The sequence below is a fragment of the Candidatus Eisenbacteria bacterium genome, assembly GCA_018831195.1.
In the GTDB taxonomy this organism is placed as follows: Bacteria; Eisenbacteria; RBG-16-71-46; order CAIMUX01; family JAHJDP01; genus JAHJDP01.
Window position 1 is genome coordinate 26,482 of sequence record JAHJDP010000074.1, and the last position, 24,179, is coordinate 50,660.

General features: G+C 54.6%; 25 protein-coding genes. 9 read left to right on the top strand and 16 right to left on the bottom strand.

Going from position 1 to position 24,179, the window contains the following annotated elements; genetic code table 11:
• Positions 1–5: 5 nt before the first annotated feature.
• On the bottom strand, positions 6–845 hold the full coding sequence (gene fetB, locus KJ970_12440) for an iron export ABC transporter permease subunit FetB (GenBank protein ID MBU2691726.1): 840 nt from the start codon (positions 843–845) through the stop codon (positions 6–8).
• Positions 842–1,444, bottom strand: a complete 603-nt coding sequence (locus KJ970_12445) for an ATP-binding cassette domain-containing protein (GenBank protein MBU2691727.1) — start codon at positions 1,442–1,444, stop codon at positions 842–844. Before KJ970_12445 ends, fetB begins: the two co-directional genes overlap by 4 nt.
• A gap of 388 nt (positions 1,445–1,832) precedes the next feature.
• Between KJ970_12445 and KJ970_12450 the strand changes: the two genes are divergently transcribed.
• From KJ970_12450 to KJ970_12460, 3 genes are read left to right on the top strand one after another with little or no spacing between them, the layout of a single operon-like run.
• A complete protein-coding gene (locus KJ970_12450; protein MBU2691728.1) occupies positions 1,833–3,170 on the top strand; it encodes a glycosyltransferase family 4 protein in 1,338 nt (445 codons plus the stop codon).
• Positions 3,121–3,834: a class I SAM-dependent methyltransferase gene (locus KJ970_12455; GenBank protein ID MBU2691729.1), complete on the top strand. Its 714-nt coding sequence runs from the start codon at positions 3,121–3,123 to the stop codon at positions 3,832–3,834. The genes KJ970_12450 and KJ970_12455 overlap by 50 nt, the downstream gene beginning before the upstream one ends.
• Positions 3,831–4,661 (top strand): class I SAM-dependent methyltransferase, encoded by an 831-nt coding sequence (locus KJ970_12460; GenBank protein ID MBU2691730.1) that lies wholly within the window; start codon positions 3,831–3,833, stop codon positions 4,659–4,661. Before KJ970_12455 ends, KJ970_12460 begins: the two co-directional genes overlap by 4 nt.
• Positions 4,662–4,681: 20 nt before the next feature.
• Here KJ970_12460 and KJ970_12465 read toward each other — a convergent pair whose 3' ends face one another.
• Positions 4,682–5,815, bottom strand: coding sequence for an HD domain-containing protein (locus KJ970_12465; GenBank protein ID MBU2691731.1), 1,134 nt, complete (start codon positions 5,813–5,815; stop codon positions 4,682–4,684).
• 427 nt (positions 5,816–6,242) lie between these two features.
• Positions 6,243–7,073, bottom strand: coding sequence for a metallopeptidase family protein (locus tag KJ970_12470; protein ID MBU2691732.1), 831 nt, complete (start codon positions 7,071–7,073; stop codon positions 6,243–6,245).
• A gap of 462 nt (positions 7,074–7,535) precedes the next feature.
• Here KJ970_12470 and KJ970_12475 point away from each other — a divergent pair, with 462 nt between their 5' ends.
• Positions 7,536–9,119 carry a prolyl oligopeptidase family serine peptidase gene (locus KJ970_12475; protein ID MBU2691733.1) on the top strand — a complete coding sequence of 528 codons (1,584 nt, stop codon included), beginning with the start codon at positions 7,536–7,538 and terminating at the stop codon, positions 9,117–9,119.
• A 63-nt stretch (positions 9,120–9,182) separates the two neighbouring features.
• A complete protein-coding gene (locus tag KJ970_12480) occupies positions 9,183–11,774 on the top strand; it encodes a glycosyl hydrolase (GenBank protein ID MBU2691734.1) in 2,592 nt (863 codons plus the stop codon).
• Here the strand turns inward: KJ970_12480 and KJ970_12485 are convergent.
• Complete coding sequence (locus KJ970_12485) at positions 11,711–13,093, bottom strand: hypothetical protein (GenBank protein ID MBU2691735.1); 1,383 nt, start codon at positions 13,091–13,093, stop codon at positions 11,711–11,713. The genes KJ970_12480 and KJ970_12485 overlap by 64 nt on opposite strands.
• Positions 13,094–13,207: 114 nt before the next feature.
• On the opposite strand from KJ970_12485, the gene maf reads away from it, so the two are divergent.
• Positions 13,208–13,816 (top strand): septum formation protein Maf, encoded by a 609-nt coding sequence (gene maf, locus KJ970_12490; GenBank protein ID MBU2691736.1) that lies wholly within the window; start codon positions 13,208–13,210, stop codon positions 13,814–13,816.
• Positions 13,817–13,944: 128 nt separating this feature from the next.
• Here maf and KJ970_12495 read toward each other — a convergent pair whose 3' ends face one another.
• From KJ970_12495 to KJ970_12510, 4 genes are all read right to left on the bottom strand, one after another.
• Positions 13,945–14,931 (bottom strand): PPC domain-containing protein, encoded by a 987-nt coding sequence (locus tag KJ970_12495; protein MBU2691737.1) that lies wholly within the window; start codon positions 14,929–14,931, stop codon positions 13,945–13,947.
• A gap of 270 nt (positions 14,932–15,201) precedes the next feature.
• Positions 15,202–16,170, bottom strand: coding sequence for a DVUA0089 family protein (locus tag KJ970_12500; protein ID MBU2691738.1), 969 nt, complete (start codon positions 16,168–16,170; stop codon positions 15,202–15,204).
• Between the two features lie 452 nt (positions 16,171–16,622).
• The gene (locus KJ970_12505) at positions 16,623–16,907 is read right to left on the bottom strand and encodes a hypothetical protein (protein ID MBU2691739.1); all 285 of its coding nucleotides are present in this window, start codon (positions 16,905–16,907) and stop codon (positions 16,623–16,625) included.
• Positions 16,908–17,004: 97 nt separating this feature from the next.
• Entirely contained in the window at positions 17,005–17,457 is a 453-nt protein-coding gene (locus KJ970_12510; protein MBU2691740.1) for a hypothetical protein, read from the bottom strand.
• A gap of 111 nt (positions 17,458–17,568) precedes the next feature.
• Here KJ970_12510 and KJ970_12515 point away from each other — a divergent pair, with 111 nt between their 5' ends.
• Complete coding sequence (locus KJ970_12515) at positions 17,569–18,450, top strand: hypothetical protein (GenBank protein MBU2691741.1); 882 nt, start codon at positions 17,569–17,571, stop codon at positions 18,448–18,450.
• Positions 18,451–18,494: 44 nt separating this feature from the next.
• Here KJ970_12515 and KJ970_12520 read toward each other — a convergent pair whose 3' ends face one another.
• The 7 genes from KJ970_12520 to KJ970_12550 all read right to left on the bottom strand — a co-directional run bounded on the left by KJ970_12520 (position 18,495) and on the right by KJ970_12550 (position 22,196).
• Positions 18,495–18,947, bottom strand: a complete 453-nt coding sequence (locus tag KJ970_12520; GenBank protein ID MBU2691742.1) for a GNAT family N-acetyltransferase — start codon at positions 18,945–18,947, stop codon at positions 18,495–18,497.
• A gap of 17 nt (positions 18,948–18,964) precedes the next feature.
• Positions 18,965–19,390 (bottom strand): CpXC domain-containing protein, encoded by a 426-nt coding sequence (locus KJ970_12525; protein MBU2691743.1) that lies wholly within the window; start codon positions 19,388–19,390, stop codon positions 18,965–18,967.
• Between the two features lie 159 nt (positions 19,391–19,549).
• Positions 19,550–19,900: an SdpI family protein gene (locus KJ970_12530; protein ID MBU2691744.1), complete on the bottom strand. Its 351-nt coding sequence runs from the start codon at positions 19,898–19,900 to the stop codon at positions 19,550–19,552.
• Positions 19,901–19,936: 36 nt separating this feature from the next.
• Complete coding sequence (locus tag KJ970_12535) at positions 19,937–20,401, bottom strand: hypothetical protein (protein ID MBU2691745.1); 465 nt, start codon at positions 20,399–20,401, stop codon at positions 19,937–19,939.
• A 62-nt stretch (positions 20,402–20,463) separates the two neighbouring features.
• A complete protein-coding gene (locus KJ970_12540; GenBank protein MBU2691746.1) occupies positions 20,464–20,706 on the bottom strand; it encodes a hypothetical protein in 243 nt (80 codons plus the stop codon).
• A gap of 52 nt (positions 20,707–20,758) precedes the next feature.
• Positions 20,759–21,922, bottom strand: a complete 1,164-nt coding sequence (locus KJ970_12545; protein ID MBU2691747.1) for a 4Fe-4S binding protein — start codon at positions 21,920–21,922, stop codon at positions 20,759–20,761.
• A gap of 79 nt (positions 21,923–22,001) precedes the next feature.
• Positions 22,002–22,196 (bottom strand): hypothetical protein, encoded by a 195-nt coding sequence (locus KJ970_12550; GenBank protein ID MBU2691748.1) that lies wholly within the window; start codon positions 22,194–22,196, stop codon positions 22,002–22,004.
• A 322-nt stretch (positions 22,197–22,518) separates the two neighbouring features.
• On the opposite strand from KJ970_12550, the gene KJ970_12555 reads away from it, so the two are divergent.
• Together KJ970_12555 and KJ970_12560 are read left to right on the top strand one after the other, a co-directional pair.
• Entirely contained in the window at positions 22,519–23,535 is a 1,017-nt protein-coding gene (locus KJ970_12555; GenBank protein MBU2691749.1) for a P1 family peptidase, read from the top strand.
• Positions 23,505–24,092 carry an ATP-binding protein gene (locus KJ970_12560; protein ID MBU2691750.1) on the top strand — a complete coding sequence of 196 codons (588 nt, stop codon included), beginning with the start codon at positions 23,505–23,507 and terminating at the stop codon, positions 24,090–24,092. The genes KJ970_12555 and KJ970_12560 overlap by 31 nt, the downstream gene beginning before the upstream one ends.
• Positions 24,093–24,179: the final 87 nt, after the last annotated feature.

Consider the following 24,179-nt stretch of genomic DNA (forward strand, 5'->3'; position numbering starts at 1 on the left):
TACCTTCAACCTCGGTTCATACTTGAACTGGCTTGGGCGGCGCGGGGAAGATCCCCCTTGAGGCGGTCCAAACGCAGGCGATGTCGGGCATCGAACAATCTGTGCGACGCCAGCCAAATAGTCAGTATTGTTCCGAATCCTGTGCCCGCCGTGATGAGAAACATAATAAGGATTTGGTATTTCACCGCTTCCACAGGCGGGCTTCCAGCCAGAATTTGACCGGTCATCATCCCCGGAAGACTGACAAGTCCCGCGGCCGACATGGCATTGATCATTGGGATCATACCGGTTCGCAAGCATTCACGACGGATGTCGGAAATAGCCTGACTCCTCGTATGACCCAGCATCAACCGTTGCTCGATGACCATGCGCTGCTGCCAGGCGCTCTGCGTCAGGCGGTCCGTCGCCAGCGCGATCCCGTTCATAGTATTGCCCAGCATCATACCGAGAAGGGGGATCGCATATTGCGGCGTATACCACGGATCGGGCTTGATGATGAGATTCAGGGCGAGGATGGTAATGGCGAAGGAGGAGATGAACATTGAAGAGGATCCGACACCGTAACCCCGCCATCCGGCCAGCGGCCGCTTTTGCCGTGAAACCACCTCGCGGCCGGCCGCCGCGAGCATGATCAAGGCCATGAGGGCGACCCATCCCAGGTGGATATGGGCAAAGAGCGCCTTGAGCACCCATCCGATCAGAAGCAATTGTACCGTGGTGCGCAGCGCCGCGATGAGAATTTGCCGGCCGACACCGAGACGGATCCAGGCGCTGAGACCAGCCAATCCCAAAATGAGGAGCGCGGCAACGCTCAGGTCGACGGCCGATAGGGAGATGACATTCATCGTTTCGACGACTCCGTGAGCTGTTTCCCTGAAAATGTAAAAGCTCTATCTGCGATTCGGTGAATCTGATCCGGATCGTGGCTGACCCAGATGACCGGCGCCTCCATCTTGTGTTTGTATTCTGCGACCATGAGTTCCACTTCCTTTGCATTGGCGGCGTCGAGGCCGGAGGTCGGCTCATCGAGGAGCAGTACCATCGGCTCATTCTCGAGAAGCCTGAGAAAGGAGAGGCGCTGGCGCTCCCCAGTGGAGAGCCGGCGGATCGCCCAGTTCATTACATCCACATCGAAACCAAGACGGTTCAAGCAATCACCTTGAACATTCGGCATGTGCGGGCCGACATGATCAAACCACCAGCCGCTCTCGGCCGGGAGGAGGCTGACACGGCGCCGCCAATCCGGCGCGTCGAAACTTTCACAAGCCTTGTCATTCAGAAAAATCCGCCCTTCGTGGAGGTCGAGATCGGCGATCGACCGCAGCATCATCGTCTTCCCGGAACCAGAGGGTCCGGAGAGGGCGATACATTCACCCGGTTCAATACTGAGATTGATAGGTTCGAGGTCGAGGAATCGAAGCGCCTCGATCCGAAAGCAGCTCAATGGAAAGGTCTCCTTATGACGGATAAATCGGCGCGAATCCCCCATCAGTCGATTCCAGGGATCCTCGGGCGCTGTAGGGCCCCGGTCCTTTGCGGCTCCGGCACCCTGTTTTTCCGGATCGAAATGATCACTCCGGTACTCTACCATTCCCGAATGAGATCTCCCAGGGTGCTGTTGTCCCGCCGGCCCGCCAATACTTCATCTCCTGAAAGCTCATCTTGTCCTGCGGCTCATCCTCAGGGAGAATCGAGACCAACCTGAAAGAAGTGATTTTCGGGTCTCACCTCCAGCATCCGGCAACTTCCGGTGCGGGAGGGATTTTATGGCGATTCAGGCCTTGGAACGATAGGCCCCATATCAAGTTACCTTGATTTTGAACCGATCAGAAGTGAAGAGCCTGGCGAGCCTGTCAGGCAAGTCAACTGAGGAACCGATGCATATTTTGTATCTCGCCCAATTCTACAATGAGCCCACCGATCCTGGGGGCGGGCGGCATTATGCGTTTACGCGGGCATTGATTGGACGCGGGCATCAGGTGACCCTCGTGACGGGGCAGGAAAACTATAGAACGGGAACGATTTCCGAACGGTATACGGGGCGCCTGGTTCATCGCGAGGAGAAGGAGGGCGTGACCCTTCTGCGCACCTGGGTGCTCACCGGTCACCGCCGCCGGTTCGCCCTACGGTATATCAATCAACTTTCATTTTTGCTGACCGGTCTATGGGCCGGCGCGCGGGTCAAACCCAAGCCGGATCTTATCGTCGCTTCATCACCCCCCCTCTTCGTCGGCATTGCCGGAGCCCTGTTGTCAAAATTCCACCGGTCGCCCTTGATTACAGATATTAGAGATCTGTGGCCGGAATCTGTGGTGGCGATGGGCCTTCCCGTACACCCCCTCATGGTGAAGAGCGGATATAAAATGGCCCGATGGATCTACCGCAGCAGCCGGCGGATGATTGCTGTGACCGAAGGAATATGCTCCGGTCTTCAGAAGCAGGGCAAGCGCCTGGACGAGATTACTCTGATTCCGAATGGTGTTGATCTTGGAATTTATGAAAACATTCCTGATGCCGCCGAAGCCGTCCGTGATCAGGAGACAGCCGGGAAATTCGTCTGCATTTATGTGGGGGGGATGGGGCCGGTTCACAATGTGGGGACTTTGGTGGAGACGGCGGCGCGGTTGCGGGATAATCCAAAGATACACTTTTTATTGATTGGGGATGGGCCGGAAAAGAATTTGCTTGTACAAAAATCGAAAGAGATGGGTTTGAACAATGTAACTTTTCGCCCGGCAGTGCCGAAACAGGAAGTGCCCGCGACACTTGCATCCGCCGATCTCTGTATTTACTCCCTGCGCAATGATCCATTCTTCCGCGGGACCTTCCCGAACAAGAATTTTGATTATATGGCAAGCGGCCGCCCGCTGGTGCTTGCTGTTGAAGGGGAATCGCGGCGGCTTGTGGAAGAGGCCGGCGCGGGGTTCGTCGTGACACCTGAGTCGGCCGATGAAATGGCCGATGCGATTTTGCGGATGGTGTCACTACCGCCGGAGGAGCGGGAAGCGATGGGTCGGCGGGGTCGTGAGCATGTCTTAAGGCATTATCATCGCCGTATGCTGAGCGACCGTTTTGTTGATCTGGTAGAGTCGGTCGGAGCGGGTTCCCGGGGCGGGAATCGTGAAGCTTCCGCGTCTGGAGATCGGTCCGCTTTCTCTGGGAGAGATTGAGCCGGTGAAGGACCTGGATGATGCGGCCGAAAGAAACCGGGAAATGTGGAAACGCCGGGTCGAAGAGGGGATGTTGTACACCCGTCCCTGGTTGGATCTTGATCCCGCGGTTCTGCATGCGTTCATCCGCAAGGAAATCGATGAACTGCCTGACCCCTGCTCCTATATCTATCCTTCCGAGGTTCTAGAGAACGTTGAAGGCAAAGAAGTGCTGTGTCTCGCTTCGGGCGGGGGACAACAGTCCGCCGTCTTCGGCCTCCTCGGCGCCCATGTGCATGTTGTCGATTTGTCACCGGAGCAACTGGAGGGCGACCGCAAGGCGGCGAAGCATTACGGATATCCCATTGTCACAATCGAAGCCGATATGCGCCGGCTGTCAATTTTGGAGAATGAATCCATTGATTTGATCTACCAGGCGATATCCCTTCCTTTTGTGCCTGATGCCCGCGATGTATATCGAGAGGCCGCCCGTCTTTTGAAACCGGAAGGCCGATATCGCGTCGGGCATTGCAATCCAGCGACCTATGGTGTCGACCCCACTTTCTGGAATGGTGAGTTTCATAAAATCAAGACGCCCTACCACGGCGGCGGTGAAGGCGCAGGGCAACGGACACGGGCAAGCATGGATCGCCTGGGAGAGAATGACCGGGATATGATTCTATGAAAAGAGATGACTACACGGCCTTCAACAGAAAAGCTTGGAATCAGGCCGAGCCGATTCATCGCAAACAGAACTTTGAAAGGCTGCTTCAGGATTTTAAGAAGGCGGGCTATAACCAGCTTGACAAGACAGCCACAGAACTTTTGCAGGCCATCGGCCTGGCCGGCAAGAGTGTGGCCCAGGTTTGCTGCAACAACGGAAGAGAGCTTCTCTCCGTCAAGAATTTGGGCGCGAAAAGATGTACGGGGTTTGATATTTCAGAACGTTTTATCGCCCAAGCCCGGGAGCTGGCCGATGCCGGGGGAATCGATTGTGAATTTGTTTCCTGTGATGCCTATCATGTCCCTTCCCAATACAATGAATCATTCGATCTTGTGTTTTGCACCGTCGGGACGCTTGGCTGGATGCCCGAGCTGGACAAGTTTTTTGACGTGGTGAAGCGGCTGCTGGTTTCCAACGGCCGGCTTTTCCTTTACGAGATGCATCCGATTTTAGATATGTTCGATCCAGAAGAATCAAAAGATCCTCTCCAGATCCGCCATTCCTATTTCCGGAAAGAGCCCTTTGCCGATACCACGGGATTGGATTACTACGGCCATGAGCGATACGAATCCGTGCCGCAATATTGGTTTCCTCATACAATGGCGGAAATCTTGTCTCTTTGCTTGCGCGGGGGCTTTCGCCTGGAGGCCTTCCGGGAATATGACCATGACATTTCTAATGCCTATGCTCATTTCGAAAAATTCGATGCCAGGCCGCCATTGTCCTATTCATTGACGGCGGTGTTGGAAAAGGAAAACTCTGATTCCCGGAATAGCGGCCGTAAATAGCAAATCCTGAATGGGATTTATCAGGCAATCCGGCGGCGGGCCGGCAGCTTCAAACTCTTTCGCAAATGATCAGATGATGGGTCGATCACAAAATTCTTTGATCCCTCTTCGCTCAGCCTGACAACCAGCGTCTTGAGGAGATCGGGGCTGAAGTAATGCTGCATCTGATCCTGCATCAATCGAATCGCCGCAAAGGAGTTGAGGGCTTTGCGGTAAGATTTGTTGGTTGTCAAATTGTCAAAGGTATCGACAAGGCTCGTGATTTTTGCGTAGGGATGGATTCTTTCGGCCTTTAATCCGTGGGGGTACCCCGTTCCCGCGCAATTTTCATGATGCTGATGGATAATATCAATCGTCGATGGCTTCGGATCCGGGAAACGCTTCAGGATATCAACACCGAGCCTGGGGTGTGTTTGGAGGATTTTCCACTCCTCTTCCGTCAAGCGGTCGCCTTTCCGGAGAATGTTCGGATCAATTTCCGATTTCCCCAAATCATGCATGAGAAGACCGGCTCCCAACTCCCTTAATTCCCAGGTGTCAAGCCCAACCGATTGCCCTAATGCGATGCCGTAAACGCAGACATTCACAGAGTGCGAATAGACGCGGTAATCAGCCGACATCAAATTGATTAAACTTGTGAGATGAGCGGGGTTCTTCAGCAAATGCGTGACCGTATTATTGACGATACCGTGAGCTCGTTTCAGGCTTTTCTTGATCCATGGTTTCTCAAATATTTCTTGCGCTAAATGGGTGGCGCAATCGTAGACGATCTTTGATCTTTCTAGATTTGAAAGGCGGTCATCATCAATGATTTCACCAAGATTGTTTTCCAGGTAGCGAAGATACCGGAACCGATCTGCGGCATCGATATGAATGGCCTTGACCCTGCTCTGGTTAAGCTTGGTCCTGTGCTCTTCATTAAAGGGAAGATCGCCCCGTCGATAGAGAACATATTTGCCGCTTTGTTGGTTCTGCAGATAAATATCAAATTCGGTTACCGTGTCAATGCGGAGACTATCGATAGGGATGGCTATGTAATCCTTATCTTTATCAATAGCCAATTTCTTGAGAGGGTTGTCGTCCGCGGAGTGATTATTAAAGTCGGTATTGTTAGGGACCTTTCCGCTGATGTCATTTCGTTGCTGTTCGGGCATTGAACACTCCCAAAGAAGCGAACCTCTCTGATCCTTGAGAGATCGCACATCCAATCAGAAGGTGGAAACATTCGATTCCGGTTGAATCCGGCCGGCCTCAAGCCGGCGGGTTTAACCAGGCAAGATCAAGCCCGTGCCGGACTTAAAGCTCTTTCTCTAGAGTTCGGCGGATCTCGGAGGAACATGAGGATTCACAAGGAAAAGATCTAAAGTTTTTATGGGGGCGCCCCCATCCTGATAGGAGAAAAGGCGTTACGGATAGCGCTCGATCGGGGTGCCGGCCCCGCGCTCCCCCCCCCCGAGGGGGGTAAGGAGAAGAGCCGAAATGGAAACGACCCTTCAAGGGGCCGTTCTTTAGGCCCTGCCTGTTTTTCTGGATCTGGACCGGAGCCTGAAACGCCGGCGACAGGGCCCGGCCGGAAATCTATTATTCCAATCCTTGTTCTCTGAAATCTTCTTCTTCAATCCCCAGGGCGTGTCCCATCTCATGGGTGAGAGTGACACTGATCTCACAGATCAGATCCTCTTTGGTGGGGCAGAAGAGTTCGAGATTTCTTTGATAGATCAACAAGGCTTCCTGCGGCGATGGAGGAGAGAATGAACTACGTTCCCTCATATCCCGGCCGACAAAAATCCCGAGGATATCAGGGCGAAGCGGCGGGCGTTCCACGCGCAGTAGTTTTGAATCGGGCAGCTCCTCGACAATGACAGGGATTTGAACCAGGGCATCGCGCAGTTCTTTCGGAACGAGATCGATCGCTTCTTTAACGATCGCTTCAAAGAAAGAGCGCTGCATACGAACAGGAAGTGGGCAGGAGAAGGGATCGAGATGATAGGCGTGTGTGTAATACCGATCCGCCAAATCGTAACGCTTTGCAAAATCGGCGCAACGGCCCAGGCCGTAATAGGCATATCCAAAATCGGTTTCTTTCTCGACGGCGGCTTGGAAACAGCGCCGGGCTCGAATGAATTGGGCTCGTTCGAAATAAGCTATACCTTCATAACATTGACTGAGCGGGAGATCTTCAACATTATCGCCGGCTTCGCGCAAGAGCCCCAATCCGGCACGTATAAAACCGAGTTCGACAAGCGCCGCTCCTAAAAGCTGCAGCGCATCGGGGTGGCGACCCGTTTCATCGACGAGGACTTCTGCCGTTTCTGCTGCGGATTCAAAATCACCGGTTTCAAGGGCACGCCAGGCGCCGTCTAAACGACCTTTTTCCTTTTGGGCAAGGGGAGATCGTTTTTGTTGATCCATGTTGCTCCTCCACCTGACCTCGATACCGAATAGATGCAGGTTCCACTCTCCCTAAGTGGTGATTAGGCAATGTCCGATGGGGAGTTGTCAAGACGTCAATTCTCATCTCCCAAGAGAAGGGAAAAGGTGCTGACGACCCCCCATCGGATCAGGATAATAGTAGAGCCTGATCCTCGAAAATTCCAGATGAATAGAATTAAAAAGTATGAATCTTGTCCTGTAATCACGGCGCCTTCGGACAATTTTCTGCTGTTGTTTCATCCATTGGATGGTCTTGGTAGAAGTGAAGGTATAGCCTTGGGCGCAGCCGCGGTTTACGATGAATGACGGATTGTCGACAGCGGTTGAATCGTCAACACGAGAGGATCTGCCATCTTGGATCTATCGGCCTCGTTTAGGGGTTGAGCCTAGGGTTGTGGATCAGAAAGAGATGCGGAGCAGATCGAGTTTCTGGAGGTAAAAATGAGATTCATAGGCCGGATGTCAGTCACAGGGCGTGAATCTTCGACGCACACCGGACGCCTTCTGCTACCCATGATCTATCTCATTTCCTTGTCCCTCGGTCTGCTCCTTGCGTATCTTGGGCCGGCCCCGGCCGGGCTTCCCCTCATGGAAGGAAGCCGCCTGGAAGCCCGGTACGCCTTTATGCACCTTGGCCGGCAGATGGGGCATGAAATCGCGGTCTGGGAGGCTGATCGCGCCGGGGGTTGGAAGCTGGAGAGCCGGGGAGAGGTCCATTTGGGCGGAACGCCTTTTCCTTTTGAGCAGGAAACCATCTACAACAGGGCCGGCGCGCCTGTTTCCTACAATTATAGGGCGATCGTTCAGGGTGACACACAACGTGTTACGGCGCGGTTTGACTCCGACTCCCTTCATATCTGGGCTTCGGCAATGGGCGAGAGTCGTGGGCGGGACCTGATCCGGCCCGAACATTCCGTCCTTCTGGATAATTTCCTCACGAGCCAGATGCAGACCTATCTCTGGAGTCTGCCTGCGGGTCAACCACCCTTGGCGCACGCCGCCATCCCTCAATCCCTCGTCTTCTATCCGGTTGTCATAACGCTCGGCGGCGATTTTATCCCCCCCGAATCGTTCGAGGATGATCGCGGGCAGTTGATGCCCGTCGATATCCCCGCCGAAACACTGACGCTTCGAATGGGGCAGACTGAGATTTCTGTTCTCCTCTCAAAGGTGGGGCATTGGGTGCTCCAGGCCTCAATCTTCACGCAGGCTTTTCGTTTTGAACTGCGCGAATTGAGTCGTGATGGGGAGATTCTCTACCGCTCCCGGGCTCGAGAGGCGGAGCCGATCGGTTACCGGGAGATGGAAAGCTATTTCCATAGTGAGGATCTGATTCTTACCGGGACACTCTGTCTGCCGGATGGGGAGGGCCCGTTTCCGACGGCCTTGCTGTTGCAGGATGCCGGCCCGCTGGATCGGGATGGCTTGATCGATGCGCACGCTCCAATGAGGGAACTGGCCAGGGGCTTGGCCGGCCGCGGCATTGCCTCCTACCGTTTTGACAAGCGGACTTATCTCTTTCCCCACCGGTTTGAGTCTGCTGGGATGCCCCTTGAGGAGGAGATTCTGAAAGATGCGGTGGCTGCCATGGAACTGATTGCCGGACATTGGCTTGTGGATAGCGATCAGCTCTTTATTGTCGGACACGGAGAGGGTGGGGATGCCGCCCTGCAAATGCCGGAGATCCAGGGGATCCAGGGGGTTCGAGGGATTGTCTTGATGGCGGCCTCGAACCATGACGCTACGCCATCCGCCCTGGCGCGAAATGTCCCTATTCTCATTCTCCAGGGATGGAAGGACGACCAGGTAACGGTCGCTGACGCCTCGGCGTTGGAAGATCACCTCCGGCGGAATGGGGCAAATGATGTTATAATTGACCTGTTTCCGGAACTGGGGCATTTCTTCATTCCCGAAAATGGCAGGATTCACGAGGAGGCCGATCTCGAACTGGAGCGAGAGCGCATACCGGATGGTCTTCTTGACACAATTTCCTTTTGGATGATGGATCGGTTGCCGCCGAACTGATGGCCGGTGCGGAACGAGGAGCGCCCGCCGAACGGATGGCCGGTCTTGACGGGGGGCATACAGATGAAAAAAACCGGGACCCTGGTGGGGCTCATATTCCTCTTTGCCATCGCCATCCTCACCCTTCCCCAAAGTGAACCGTCCAAGGAGAAGGGCAAGATACCCAACGAATATTTCTTTCTTCAGCGGTCCTACCCGATCGGCGAGATCCCCCATGACGCCTATCAGAAAGCCTTGGCCGAAGCCCGGGCGCTGCGATCGGGCGGTGTCCCCGCCGGTGATTCGCGAACCCCTCATCGCGACCAATCCTCAACTCCGTCGCGCTGGGGCGGCGCTTGGATTCCATCCGGCCCCACCAATATCGGCGGACGGATCACCGCGGTTGATATTCATCCCGACAGACCCAACGTGATCTATGCCGGAGCGGCGGCCGGGGGTGTCCTTCGCTCGACAGACACCGGCGCGACCTGGACCTTTCTGATGGATGATGGTCCAAGCTTATCCATTGGTGACTTGGACATTGATCCCAACGACGACCAACATATTGTCGTTGGAACCGGGGAGGCGAATGCCAGCGGCGATTCGTATCCCGGAACCGGTGTTTATATTTCCCATGACGGCGGTGATTCCTGGAGCTTCAGCGGTCTCGCCGAAACCCGTCATATCGGCCGGGTCGTGATCAGTCCCGCAAACTCCGACCATATATATGTAGCGGCGATGGGAACCCTCTTCGGCACCAACCCCGAGCGCGGCGTCTACCGCTCGCGCGACGGAGGCGACAGCTGGGAGCTGGTCCTCTTTGTCAGCGACTCGACCGGCTGTATTGATTTGGCTCTCAATCCTGATAATCCGTCGATCCTCTACGCGGCGATGTGGGAGCGTATCCGCCGCCCGACGGCCCGCCGTGTCGGCGGCGTGACATCGGGTGTCTACAGATCCACGAACGGCGGCGATACCTGGACGCTTCTTGGCAACGGGCTTCCGGCGCCGGGAGCGACCGTGGGACGGATCGGGCTGGATATCAGCGAGTCAAATCCCGCGGTGGTCTATGCGATCTATGCTGATGATCCCGGTTATTTTATGGGATTGTACAAGACCTCGAACGGCGGCGACAGCTGGAGCCGGGTGAACGACGGCGCTCTCAGTGATCTCTACTCCTCCTACGGTTGGTATTTTGGTAATGTGCGGGTCGATCCCAATCTCCCCGACCGGATTTACGCAATGGGACTCTATGGATACAAATCGACCAACAGCGGTGGTTCGTGGAGCGGCGTTACTTTTTCGGTGCACGCCGACCAGCACGATTGGTGGATTTCCCCCAATAATTCAAATTGGATCATCTCCGCCCATGACGGCGGCTTGGATATATCGACAAACGGCGGCGGCACCTGGTCGAAAGTGTACAACCTTCCCGTGACCCAGTTTTACGCCGGGACGATTGATTATACTTATCCTGAACGTCTTTACGGCGGAACCCAGGACAATGGAACACTGCGAACCCTCACCGGCGGCCTGGATGATTGGGATGAGATACTTGGGGGTGACGGGTTTTATGTCATCGTCGATCCGACAAATCCCAATACGATTTATGCGGAATGGCAGTGGGGCAATCTGAATAAATCAGTTGATGGAGGATTTTACTTTTCTGATGCGCTGAATGGGATCTCCTCATCGAACCGACGTAACTGGTCGACACCGGTCGTCATGGATCCGTCGGATCCGCAGACACTCTATTATGGAACATACAAAATCTATAAAACGACGAATGGCGCCTCCTACTGGAGTCCCATCAGTCCTGATCTAAGCAACGGCCCTGGTTCAGGTAATTTAACATTCGGGACGATTACAACGATCGCCGTGGCTCCGAGTGATCCCGCCGTGATCTATGCCGGCCTCGATGACGGCAATGTTTGGCGCACCCTCAACGGCGGATCGGAATGGCTGAAGGTGTCCGGTGATTTGCCGGTACGATGGGTCACGCGGGTCGCCGTCGATCCACTCGATCCCCTGACGGCCTATGTTACCCTGTCGGGTTACCGGCAGGATGAATCCCTCCCGCACATTTTCCGGACCACCGATGCCGGCGCCCTGTGGGAGGATATCAGCGGCAATCTTCCCGAGGTGCCGATCAACGCCGTCGTCATCGATCCGGAGCATTCCACCTGGCTATATGTCGCCACGGATGCGGGGGTTTACTTCACCGGCGATCTCGGTGCGACATGGGCCGCCCTTGGCGAGGGTTTACCGCTGGTCACCGTCCACGATTTGACACTGCATGCGCCGACACGAACATTGGTCGCCGCCACCCACGGGCGTTCCCTGTTCCGATTAAATTTGGGCACCGTTTCCGCGCCGGAACACGAAAACACGGCATGGCGTCTCTTGCGCATCGAGCCCCCCTCACCGACTCCGTTTTCGCTGCTGACGACGCTGCGATTCCATCTGGAGACGGCGCACACGGTCACGGCATCGGTTTATGATGTTCGGGGCCGGCGGGTGAAGAGTTGGGAATACGTTTCTTACCCGGCCGGCAGCCATTCCCTGGTCTGGGACGGATGTGATGAATCGGGCCGCCGGTTATCATCGGGGACCTATTGGATCCGCCTGCGGGCCGGCGACGAAAATCGCTCGGTTCGCGCATTGCTGGTCGATTGAGTTTCTGGAGCGTTGGATTTCAGTTTTATCCCGCGGCAGGCACTCCCCTGAGCAGTGGGTCCCGATAGCAGCCTGAGCAGATCCAGATCATTCGGATGCATTGGCTCGGGCGGAAACGAGATCCATTCCCAGATCCGCCAAGCGCCCTGCTCCTCCCGCAAAAATATCCGGCCGCGATTATCATGCGATGCGATGTCAAAAGTTCCATCATGAATGTGACGGGTCCGGCTGACATCCAGGTCTTCCAGTTCAACCTTGGCGAATGAAACCCCATCGATCTCAAACAGTTCAAGCGGACCCCATCGCCATGACCAGGAGACCCGGCTCAGTAAGGTATCCTCCAGAAAATACTCAAAAGCTTCCAGCGCCGCCCCCTGTCCCCATACCACCGGGATGGAGTTGTCATCGCATCGGCAGGTTGCCGCGCCCCATTCACCTGTACAAAAGGTCCAGAGCAGATTCGGACTCAGCACCCGGCCGATCATTGCGGTGTCCCGCGCCCGAACGGCGAGACGGAACGTTGCGAGGGCATCCTCAGGTTGGTTTTGTAAAGGATAGCGAAAAATCGTGACGTGGCGATGATCGCGGGCGAACCGGCCCCATCGGTCGCAAACCTCTACCCGGATGGTTCGAGGCCCTAAATCAAGCATTGGCGCCCGCAGGATCCGACCGTTGCCCAAGGGGCCTGTGCCGTCTTCCGACCAGGTGATCCATGCGTCCGGGACAGAATCGACATCAGGATCGACGGCCTGGCAAAGCCAATCCCGTGGAGAGACGGAATCCACGGCCATAAAGTGATCCTGATAAGGGAAGAGAATCTGGGTCATGGGGGCATGATTGGGGACAAGAAGGATATAGACCTGTGGCGAGACGCCGACACCGCCTTTAATGTCATAGGCATGAACCTCCACCGTGACCCATGTGCTATCCTCCACCGCGATGTCATTCTGGAAAAAATGCCAGGGCGGCATGTAAAGTGTCGCTATCTCAACACCATCGATGAGAAGGGTGAGGTGATCCAGGTCGTAGGTGGAGACGATATGGGATTGAACACTCAACGTGTCGGCCGTGACAAACCCATCCGTCGGATGGAGAAGATCGACCCAGGGGCCGGTGCCGGTATTGTCGGTCGGATCGGTTTCCTTCTGGGAGCATCCGGCAAGAGGCAGGCTGAATAGAACCAGCAACAGAGTGGCCAGGATGAGATGGAAGCAGCAAGGAATCGCATGACATTCGGCAAAGATGATCCGGGCGCCGGCGCCGGCAGGCTGGTTGATGCGCCGGCCCCGCCATTGGATTCGATGACGATATTGTGACATTCTTTACCTCCCGGCCCGATCTAACGCAAGAAGCGGGCCGGGAGCGCGGGGGTGTGTTGCACAGAGAGAGCCCCCGGGATGGATAGGGCACAGACAGGAAAGAAGGGAGGACGGATGCCGGACACAAGGCAACTGGTCCTGGCTTCATCATCGCTTTATCGCCGCCGATTGCTGAAGCGCCTGGAGATCCCCTTCCGCTGGGCGGCGCCGAAATTTGAAGAACGAGCGCCACGCGCCCATGAAAAACCCTCCGCCTACACCATCGAGATGTCGCTTGGGAAGGCGCAAAGTCTTATCCGGCGATATCCAGATGCCTTGATTCTAGGATCGGATCAGGTCGCCGTCTGTGCAGATGAGATTCTGCGCAAGCCACGGACCGTCAAAAGGGCGGTGGACCAATTGTTGAAGCTTTCCGGCCGGGAACACCGGCTGGTCGGCGCGGTCGTCCTGATCGATGCAAGGAGCGGGCGGAAGTGGTCTTCCGCCGTGACGAGCCGGTTGCGGATCCGGCCGCTGACCCGGCGACAGGCGCGGAACTATATCGAGAGAGAACGACCCCTCGATTGCGCCGGGTCGTATAAAACCGAAGGGCTGGGTATCACAATCTTCGACTCTATGCGCGGTGATGACCCCACGGCATTGGAAGGGATGTCGCTGATCAGCGTGTGCCGGTTCCTGCGCGAAGCGGGGGTGGATCTGCTGGGGAAAAACCACGACGGATAACGATTCATAACGCGAAGGCACCCGGGTTGGATCTGAGGTGAATCGCGCCCGTATAGAAAGAGGCCACCGGTTTTACCCGGCAGCCTCTTTCACGGTATTGTGTCAAACCGAAGCACGATGGTGTCAGATTAGTATGTGCTCTTAATCTGTCCCCATGTCGTTTTCGACGTCGGCGTCGGTTCCGGACAGGTGATTGTGTAGTTCAGCGTAAAAGGACCACCCGAAGCAGCGCTGTAGGCATCCAGAATCACATAGTAACGCCCGGCAGTGGTCGCTGTGTAAGCAAGCACCTCGGGGCCACCCGTGTTGTAGTTGTCATCTGCGCCGGCGACACAGCTGTTCATGTTGCCGCAATCGGTGACGATATAGAAGGAGGCATCCCACTCGAGTTGTGTGTAGGTCATGGAGACCTGGTCACCCGCCTCGAGATCCATGTAATACACGACATCTGTCCCGGCGGCGGACCAGCCTGTACAGCTGGGGCCGGGGATAGCTGGATTGTAAGTATCCATGGCAAATTGGGTGCTGCCTTCAATCAGACCCGCTGTGCACCGTTCGATGAAGTATTGGAATTCTTCCGCTCCGCCACAGTCGTTGTTCTCCGGCGGGGGCTCAACGCCAATGCAATCAAAGAAAAGTTTGTAGGGGCCCACCGATGTACTGTTGTAGCCACGGACCATCGCCACATAATCCCCTGCTGCGAGGTTTATATTCAGCAATGAATAAAGTCCGGGGCCGCCATCATCGTCACCCGCAAGATAGGTCAAGCAATCGCCTGACCATAGTTCGATGTAGGTGTCCGTGCCATCCGGTGCGCCGGGATCGACGTCATCGGTGCCAAGCGTAACTGCCGTGGGACCGGTGAGCGTGAATGGGAAATGATCAAGATCGCCGCCGAAATCCAGGGCTGCAGGGGTGATGATATCACCGCAAGCGATGACCTGGGTTCCGGGACATGTATCATTAGGTTCGATCTCGGGGTACTCATCCCGCCCATCAAACTTCCCATCCGGATAGGTCCACGGCCTCTCCTCTACATTAAAAGGATCAGCCGCAACCATCCCGGCACAAAGCGCAAGCGCAGCGATGGCGCAGAGTATTGTGCCAGTTCTCATGTATGCGTACCTCCAGATGTTGTTAACCATCAGCTTCTTCTAGAAGAAACACTTGTTCACACCATAAACATAAAAGGTGCTTTGCAAGTGGAAGTATAATAGATGGTTTGCGGGCATATGTCAAGAAGTTGATTTCAATGGAAAATGGAGCCGGGCGGCGATATACCTCTTTATCCCACACAAAACAAGAGACCCCCGGTTTGACCCGGCGGCCTCTTGCGAACTTCTGTGCCGCACTTCTGTAGAACACGGAAGCGCGATGGCGTCAGATTAATAGGTGCTCTTAATCTGTCCCCATGTTGTGCTGTTGGCTGGTGTCGGCTCAGGGCACGTAATGGTGTAAGCAAGTGTCCAGTCGCCACCGATATCGGTCGGATACGCGTCAAGGATAATGTAGTAACGACCCGTCGCTGTGCAGACCCAGTTGATGACTTCAGGATCATCCGCGCCAACAACGCAGCTGGTCATATCACTGCAATCCGTAACGACATAGAACGATGCATCATAGCCGGTTCCGGTGTAAACCAAGTGGACCTGGTCACCTGTCTCGAGATCCATATAATAAACGACATCTCTACCGTTGGCGGAATAGCCTGTACAGCTAGGGCCGGGAACGCCAGGGTTGTAGTCGTTGAAAGCGGTCGCTGTTGAACCAGCCACTTGACCAGTTGTGCAGCGCTCGATGAAGTAACCAAATTCCTCGGCACCCGCACAAGTGTCGTTCTCTGGCGGAGGCTGGACGCCGGCGCAATCGAAGAACATCTTGTACGGACCTGTGGCGCTATCACCATAGCCACGGACCATCGCTGCGTAATCACCGGCCGGTAGGTCGGTAATCAACAGTGAATAGAGCCCAGGGCCGCCGTCATCGTCACCCGCGAGATAGGTCAAGCAGTCGCCGGACCACAGCTCGATATAGGTGTCGGTGCCATCGGGAGCGCCCGGATCAATGTCATCCGTGCCCAATGTGACCGTCATCGGACCAGCAAGGGTGAACGGGAAATGATCATGATCGCCGGAAGGATCCAGGGCCGCCGGAGTGATGACATCACCACAAACGATGGTCTGGGTTCCGGGGCATGTATCATTCGGCTCAACTTCTGCGTACTCATCCCGCCCATCAAACATCCCATCAGGATATGACCAGGCCTTCTCCTCCACGTGGAAGGGATCGGCTGAGACCATACCCGCACAAAGTGCAAGCGCCGCGATGGCGCAGAGTATTGTGCCAATTTTCATGTGTGTACCTCCAGATGATGTTTTCTTGGCTTCTGCTAGCAGAAACACTTGGTCGGTCTCTCGCCAAGATGAGGGACTTTGCAAGCACTTATGATATTACTAGTTTTTTGACAGATTGTCAATGGATGTGAAGGGGAAAAATCGCATAAGTGTCAGGGAATCAATGGGAAATACCCTTGTTGGGCGTAAGCAAAAGTGGGATTTTTTGTCTCTTTATTAGGGTATTTAATATACATATCTATGAATATGAGTGACGAATCTCATGGCTTTGAATGGCAGGAGAGGCGGGAGAGAGCCCAAAGAATTCACAGTATTCCAGCGCCTAATTCCGGTCGGGATGGTGGAATCGGGATATTCCTTCTAACCGTTGCTTTGGCAAGGGATTATTATGATGAGTTGGGTTCTCGGGTCGGAACCGGGCAGCCGTAAGAATATTGGGCGGATCAGGAAGTCTATGCCTCTGCCGGCGGGGATTCCGGTGGATCAGATGCCGGATCAGCCGGTTCGACGCCGGTTTCGTAATCCGTGAGGAACTGATGGATAAGATGTTCTGCTGACCCTGCATCCTTCTGAAAGACCAGGATTTCATGGCTCAGCGCGGGATAGGGGCTGATTGAGGTGAGTCCACCCCGAGTTTGCAGGCGTTCGACGATCCGGCATGCGATGCCCGGGTCGGATTCCCGGTGAATCACAGAGAGATCGCGATCGGAGGGCGATTGCGGGCCGGGTTTATCCATGGGATGGAAATCTCCTCATCCTGATCGCACCCTCCGCTGACGAGCGCCCACTTCCTGGACAGGCCCTCACTTCGCCCCGCATCCGCCGGCGATCCGGTCAGGTCATCTTCGGCTCGGCCCGGAATTGCTCCCACAGACGGCGAAAACGGCTTCCATAGATCATATCAAAGAGATAGACCCTGTCGGGAAAGAGTTCTTCGCATCGGTTGCGGGCCTTCCGTCGCTCGGCCTCGATATCCACGGCAGGGTAATCGGTGGACATAATGAGGAACGAGACGTGATCGGCCAAGGCTCCCATCTCTTGGATATTATGCTCTTCAGTCATTAAGGCATGGCGTGCGACGTCTTTAAGGCGCTCCCTAAGTTCGGGATGGGGATTCTTGGTGGTCTGGACATGGAGGACCACGCCGCCGCGGCTCTGCGGCTGAGTATTCGCCGTAACGCGATGAGAGGTGTCCACCAGCTCTCCGCAATCACAACGAATGCGAATCCCGAACGTAAAGAGGGAAGGGTTGAACGACGCACCGCATCTTGGACAGAGTACCGTCATAACCCACCTCCTGGTTGCTATCCTTGTCATGAATATACACCGGAGCCGGGATCCTTATCCAAGAATTATATGGAATGCAGATTGTAAACATTGAAGTTGTCGTCTTTACTGATGTTGGCAAGCAATGGCGTTCGATTGCCGGATGAAGGGGGGCTCGCGATGCATATTAGGGCCTTTGTTTTTGTTGCGATTCTATTATTCGTTCTTTTAACACAGTCCGCCTTAGGCGACGTTGTGGTGCTTCAGGACGGCACCCGCATTCAGGGAATAATTGTAAAAGAAGACGAAACCCTCGTCGTCATTGAGTCGAAATCTATGGGGCGATTGGAACTGGCGCGCCGGGATGTGAAATCGATCGAGTATCTGAAGCCCGGAACATTTTCAGAAGTCGATCCTTGCTATAATTCGATCATGTTTTGCCCGACAACGGCGACTCTGCCAAAGGGGTCTTTTTATTTTCGGGATTTTGAACTTTTTATCATCAATTTCGGTTATGCCATGACCAACACGACCAACCTGAGTTTTGGAACTCATTTTCCCGTTACCGGGTCTCTCGAATTTTTTACGGCGGGTGTGAAACAGCAGATTCTGGATCGTGAAACAAATCCCATCGGCCTGGCCGCATCGTTGAGCGGCACCTTTTATGATGATGGAAGCTTCGGAACAGGAGCGATAATCGTGGGGGTCGGTGATAAAAACCGCTCATTGAATGTTTCGCTAATGGAGGGGTTCAATGAAAATGACGAAAGCGGGATTATTCTGCTGGTCGGCGCCGACGCCCGGCTTTCACAAAATATCAAATTGATCGGCGAGTATGTTGATGTCAGTTCGTTTACGAGTTTTGACGATGATGACGAATATATCGGGCTCATCAATGTCGGGATCCGGTTCTTCGGACGCCAAATGGCCTTTTCATTGACCGGCTTCAGGCCCCTGAGAGACACGGGTGATTTTATCGCTTTTCCAATGGCGAGCTTTTCTTATCTGTGGTGATGACGGCCGTTCGTTTTCCGCCGCTTCGCTTGTTTGTCTATTGGCTATAGCTCCGTCCGCAAGGTCAGGAGAGTATTTCGCATTTCAATGAAACCCAGGGATTTATACAGCTCCTTGGCGTGTTCATCGTCTATGCCAACGCCCAGAAGGACGTTGGAACAACCCACACGGGCGGAGAAATCGCAGATCCTTTCCATTAGCATTTTGGCGATACCGTGCCCGCGATAAGCCTTTTTTACATAAAGATCGTCGCACCAGGCAAAAGGAGCCGCCTTATAGCTGCTTTCGCCGAATGTTACCGAGACGATGCCGACCAATTCGCCATGATCGATGGCGCACATCATGTGATAATTCTTCTCTTCGTCGATGGCTTTGTCCCATAATCGGCTGGTTTCTTCATCGTCGAGGATGTCATTGCCCGCATAGACAAAGAACTCCATGAGAAGCTGGATCAGTTGTTCATAGTCATCCGGTTTGAGTGCTCTAATCTCTATCATGGCGCCGGTCCACTCCATCAATGCAATTCCGTTTCCTGTGCGTGCAACAATTCCCTGAACATGATGAACCGCACCAATTCGTCCATGCCAAAGACAATATGGGGGTTGAGAGTGTAGGCCCCTTTATCCGGCGGCTTGTCGAACCCCTTTGGGATTTTCATATTGCCTTTTCGATCAAACTGAAGAAGAAATTGTTCTTCCTCGACAGCGCGCCAGGGCTGATACATAACGAGAAGCTCCTGCCTCATGTCATGATAGATAAAATTGGTATCCACAAAGCTCTTGCCGTCGCATTGCTTGCACTGAAAGATGTTTATTTTCCCCTCCAGCAGTTCAGCCCGGAGCTCGGGATTCTGAGTCGCATTGATGGATCCATAGACAGTCATCGTTTGGCTCACCTTGCAGGAGGGGCACTCCAGGGTAATTTCACGAGAGGCTGACATTTTCGACTCCTTTGTGCGTCACGGGTGCTCAACTTCGTTGTTTGCAATTCATCGGCTCCAACCAACCGACGGCATTCAGAGCCAATTTGATTGTGAAGCTTTTTGGAGTTTATGGCTCCATTGAAGGGATAACAATAGACGATGTGCCTTTTGACCGGATTAAATGTCTTTATCCGAGAGACTCCTGCCGTAGATATAAGTCTGAATGATGGGGATGAAGAGAATCACCGGCACGGAAAGCCCCGCCCAAATGAAGATTGACTGCGGCGCAATCAGATTCATTAATATCGCCGCACCCAAAATAACGAAGACAATGGACCAGATGAAGAGTCTTCTGCCGCCGAAGCGGTTGATAGCAAACCAGTTTGCATCCGACTCCAACGATTGGGGAAACCGGAAACCATAGAACCGATTACGCGGCACCCGCCCCCGTATCAGGGGTATACAAAGAGCGGCGATCACCAGTCCCAAAATGATCTGCGCCAAACCGAGGGTGTATAGATCCGTCAAAGGAATCCGCCCTCCTTTGCTTCGGTCGCCCGGGGTTTATGAAACGGCCGCCGGAGGAACTTCCAAGAGGCGGCACCGTCGCATATGCAAAAGGATAAAGATATTGTAGGCAAGCTGTATCAGCAGAAATAGATACATTAACGAAAGCCCTCCGGCAATGCCGGCTCCCGCGCGCCATGCCCTGGCGATCTCATCAATCATGACTTTGTCGCCGTAGAGCAGTACGAGACAAAGAACGCCAAAGAGTATACCGAAGATGCGCCGGGCGCCTCTGTCGCGGGTTCTGTTGGACTCGGAAGTGAGCCAAAGTATCGATACGAGATTAAAAACGAAGACCAGAAAGAATCCGAAAATCATGAGGATCTCGGTATTCGAAAGGTGTCCGTGAACTGAAAGCACGAGCTCTTTGTGGATGGGGATCGCTGCTATATTGAAGAGGAGACCGGCGATCGAAGCCAGCGCAAACCAGAAGACAAGCCTGTCGTATCTGTCAATATTCATGATCTGTTCCTTGCCTGCCGCCACCCCGCGAGAGCTGCGCCTTGTGTTTTAATTATTCTCTTTCATCCAATAATCCGCAGGGCAAAGTAGGGCACAAGATTAAATAGAAAGAGGGAGATCTTTAAAAACATCAGGCCTCCGTAGTGTATCGCATTGAATGATGAATCGGAAAGATTAAACCATTTACCATGGAATCGCTTCAACCAATCCCGTGTAAAAGTGAACAAAAGAAACCAAAACACAAGCAGCGCCATGTTGATGACGGAACACCAAGCAAAGAAAGACCGAACCACTTCAAGCGTCATCCGTCCACCCTCCCTTGTTTCATGATCTTACAAAAGCGATCGGGTACCGATGCTACTGGAGATGGTCAGCCTGCCCGGTCCGAATCGCCTTATAAACCATCTTTCCTTGAAGCTTCAATTTTCCCAAGCGACTCTTCTTTTTGGCCATGATGATGTCGTAGAGATCTTCCCGCGTCGGGGGTGGTTTAACTTCGGTTTGCTTTTTTACCAATGTGATGGCTTCTGTCGGACAGAGACTGACACAGACGCCGCACCCGAGACAGCGATTCAGATCCACCACGGCGGTTTGGCTGTCTTTGGAGACGGTCACGGCCTGGACCTGGCAACGTTCCTCACAGACGCCGCATCCTTCGCATTTGCCGCTGTCCGCCTCGGCATAAAAGTTCGAGGCCCAGAAATCCAGGGGATTGGGGAGTCGCTTGTGCATGAGGAGCATGCCGCAACAGCAGCCGCAGCAGGAACAGATGAATTCGGCCCGCTCCGTGTTTGATGGCTGCAGGATCAACCCCTCTTGCTGATTCTTCTCAAGAATCGTCATCGCCGCTTCCCTTGAGATTTCCCGCCCGAGCCCGCATTCCCTGGCGGATTGGGCCATGGGACCGATGGCGAGGCAGGTCTCATGGCGATCTGTTACTTTGCAGGTTCTGCCCTGCAGAGATTTCTTTTTGCGGCAGATGCATTCAAGGATAACAAAGGGCTCCTCGGCCTTTTGCATCAGGGTCCTTACCTCATCAAAGGTGCTGACATTGCTCTCCACGCGGAGACTCTCTTCAATGGGGATCGTGCGCATTTGGGGAAGCTCAGTGCTCAGCAGATCGATTCCGAATTTCTTGTCTGATGTATATTCGTCGAAATTTTTGATAAACTCAGGAGTGAGCCGCCCAAGCTGAAATTCATACATCCCCACGACGAGGGGAGCGTTGCAGTATTGCCGCTTGCCGTCCTTGATTTTGCACTCGAGGCCGCCTTTTTTTTGCGTCGATTCGAGAATCTTTTCCAGCTCTAAGGGCGTTTCAACGAGATGCCGGGCTCTATTATAAATTGTTTCAAGCGGTTCGAACTTGTACGTTAAACAGGTGGCGATCTCGGCTTCACTGGGCGTGAAGATATGCTTCAGAATTTTAATCTCGGCGCCGGACTGTGTTGCGGGAAATCCCACCGCTTGATGATCCAAATGTTTTTGTAGTCTTGTATAGGCTTGTTCGGTTGACTTCATAGCGCGCCTCCATTCGCAATCATAATCGATTCTTCTACAAAAACGATCCTCGCCCAAGCTAATTTTCTATAAGGGCCCGCTAACCGTCACACCCTGCGTCCGCGGCTTCCTTATCCCGGCCCAACGCTTTTAGACAACGGCATTTGCCCGCTTGCGCCTTGTCCCGCATGTGGATATCCCCGGAGGCGATAATCTGCTCATAGGCGGCCAGCGCCTCGCCCGGGAGAGGGTCATCAAGATGATTCCCCGGCCGGGACGGCAAGACAACCGCCAAAGATAATCGACAATAGAATGGATATCAGAATTGATCCTGGGGATTGTCCGGTCTTCATTCTATTTTTCCTCTCCTGATGATGTTTTTGCTACAGGGGATTTCGAAGTGTAGCATGAAAATGAGCGTTTCATAAAATCATCCAGGAATCCCGGATCACCTTGACGCCGTAAACCCCAAGGGGCCCCGGGTCGCTAAAATGCCTGCAAGCCTTTAAATTTTGTCGCATAACGTAGAAGTTTATAAATCCTCGTCGATGGGGTAATCTTCCGCTATGCGGGCCGGTGCATTTCATGGAAGACCGCGATCCCGGAAAGGCCGAAAAATGCATCCCCATGGTGATATTACAGATGTTCCCGGAATTCGTGTCGGGCATGCCCAGGATCCGGAAGCGTTGACCGGCTGCACCGCCATCCTCTTTCCGCCGGATGGCGCCGTCGCCGGTATGGAGCAGATCGGTGGCGCACCCGGGACACGTGAAACCGATCTGCTGCGAACGCGGCACCTCGTACAAAAAATCCATGGCCTCGTCTTTGCCGGAGGAAGCGCCTTTGGATTGGATGCCGCATCGGGTGTTGTGACCTATCTGGAGTCGCAGGGCGTCGGATTTCCCACAGGCGCGGCCCGCGTGCCGATTGTGCCCTCCGCCGTGATCTATGATCTGGGGATCGGCGATGCTTCCATCCGGCCCGATGCTCAAATGGGCCGCTGGGCGGCCGAACGAGCGCGGGGTGCGGAGGCCGGACCCCTGCAGCAGGGAAATGTCGGCGCGGGGACGGGCGCGTCGGTCGGCAAGGTTTTGGGCAAGGAGTGGGCGATGAAGGGTGGTGAGGGATCCTCCTCGGCCAGGCTCCCCAATGATGTCTTTGTCGGCGCGCTGGCCGTGGTGAATGCCTTCGGTGACATTATCGACCGGTCGACCGGCGAGATCGTTGCGGGAGCGAGGAACCCCTCCGGCGATCCTCCCTTTGTGGATACCCTCTCGATCCTCCGCGAGCGGACGGGAATGGGCGAGCTTCAGTTCGGCCGGCAGGGTCAGAAGGAAACGCCGGGTACGGTGCTGGGTCTTGTTGCCGTGAACGCGCAACTCACGAAAGAGGAAGCAAACATTATTGCCAGGATGGCGGTTGCCGGATTGGCGCGTGTCATCCGCCCGGCTTTCACATTACTCGATGGCGATACGGTCTTTGCCGTGTCGATGGGGGGGGCGCGGGCCGATACGAGCACACTCGGAGCGGTTGCCGCAGAGGTTTTGGCCGATGCGGTGATGCAGGGTGTGCGCCAAGCCAAGTGGGCGGGTGATCTGCCGTCCTGCACCGACATCTCCAGGGGGGGCTCGTGAAAATCGCGTTTATCGGAACTCACGGTATTGGAAAAACGACCCTCTGTTTTGAACTGGCGGCGGAGCTTAAGAAGCGGGATCAATCGGTGGACATGGTCAAGGAGGTAGCCCGCAGCTGCCCCCTTCCGATTAATCAGGAAACAACCCTCTCCGCACAGACCTGGATCCTGCATACGCAAATCGCGAATGAGATTGCCGCGGCGGAAGCTTATGAAATCGTCATCTGCGACCGTAGCGTCATGGATAATTACGCCTATTTGATTCACCGATTGCAGCCGATCGGCCATCTGGATGAATTGATCCGCGGATGGATCGCCACCTATGACCATTTGTTCAAGGTCCCCATCATCGGCCGCCCGACCTACGACGGCACCCGGGACACGAATAAGGAATTCCAATGGGGTATTGATGAGGAGGTCGAGCGGCTTGTCGCGCGATTCGGTCTCGTTCCGCATCGGCTGGATCCCACGCGCCGCGGGCATTGGATGGCGGATATCCTCAAGATCGTCGTGCCGGGGCTGGTCATCCGCCAGGAAAGCCTCTTCCCGGAGGACTAACAACTCTATCGATGCCCTGTCGCTGATCCGCGATAATCTTAGCGACACTTTTTGTCCGCACTTTCCGGCCGAAGAGGGAGCCATCGG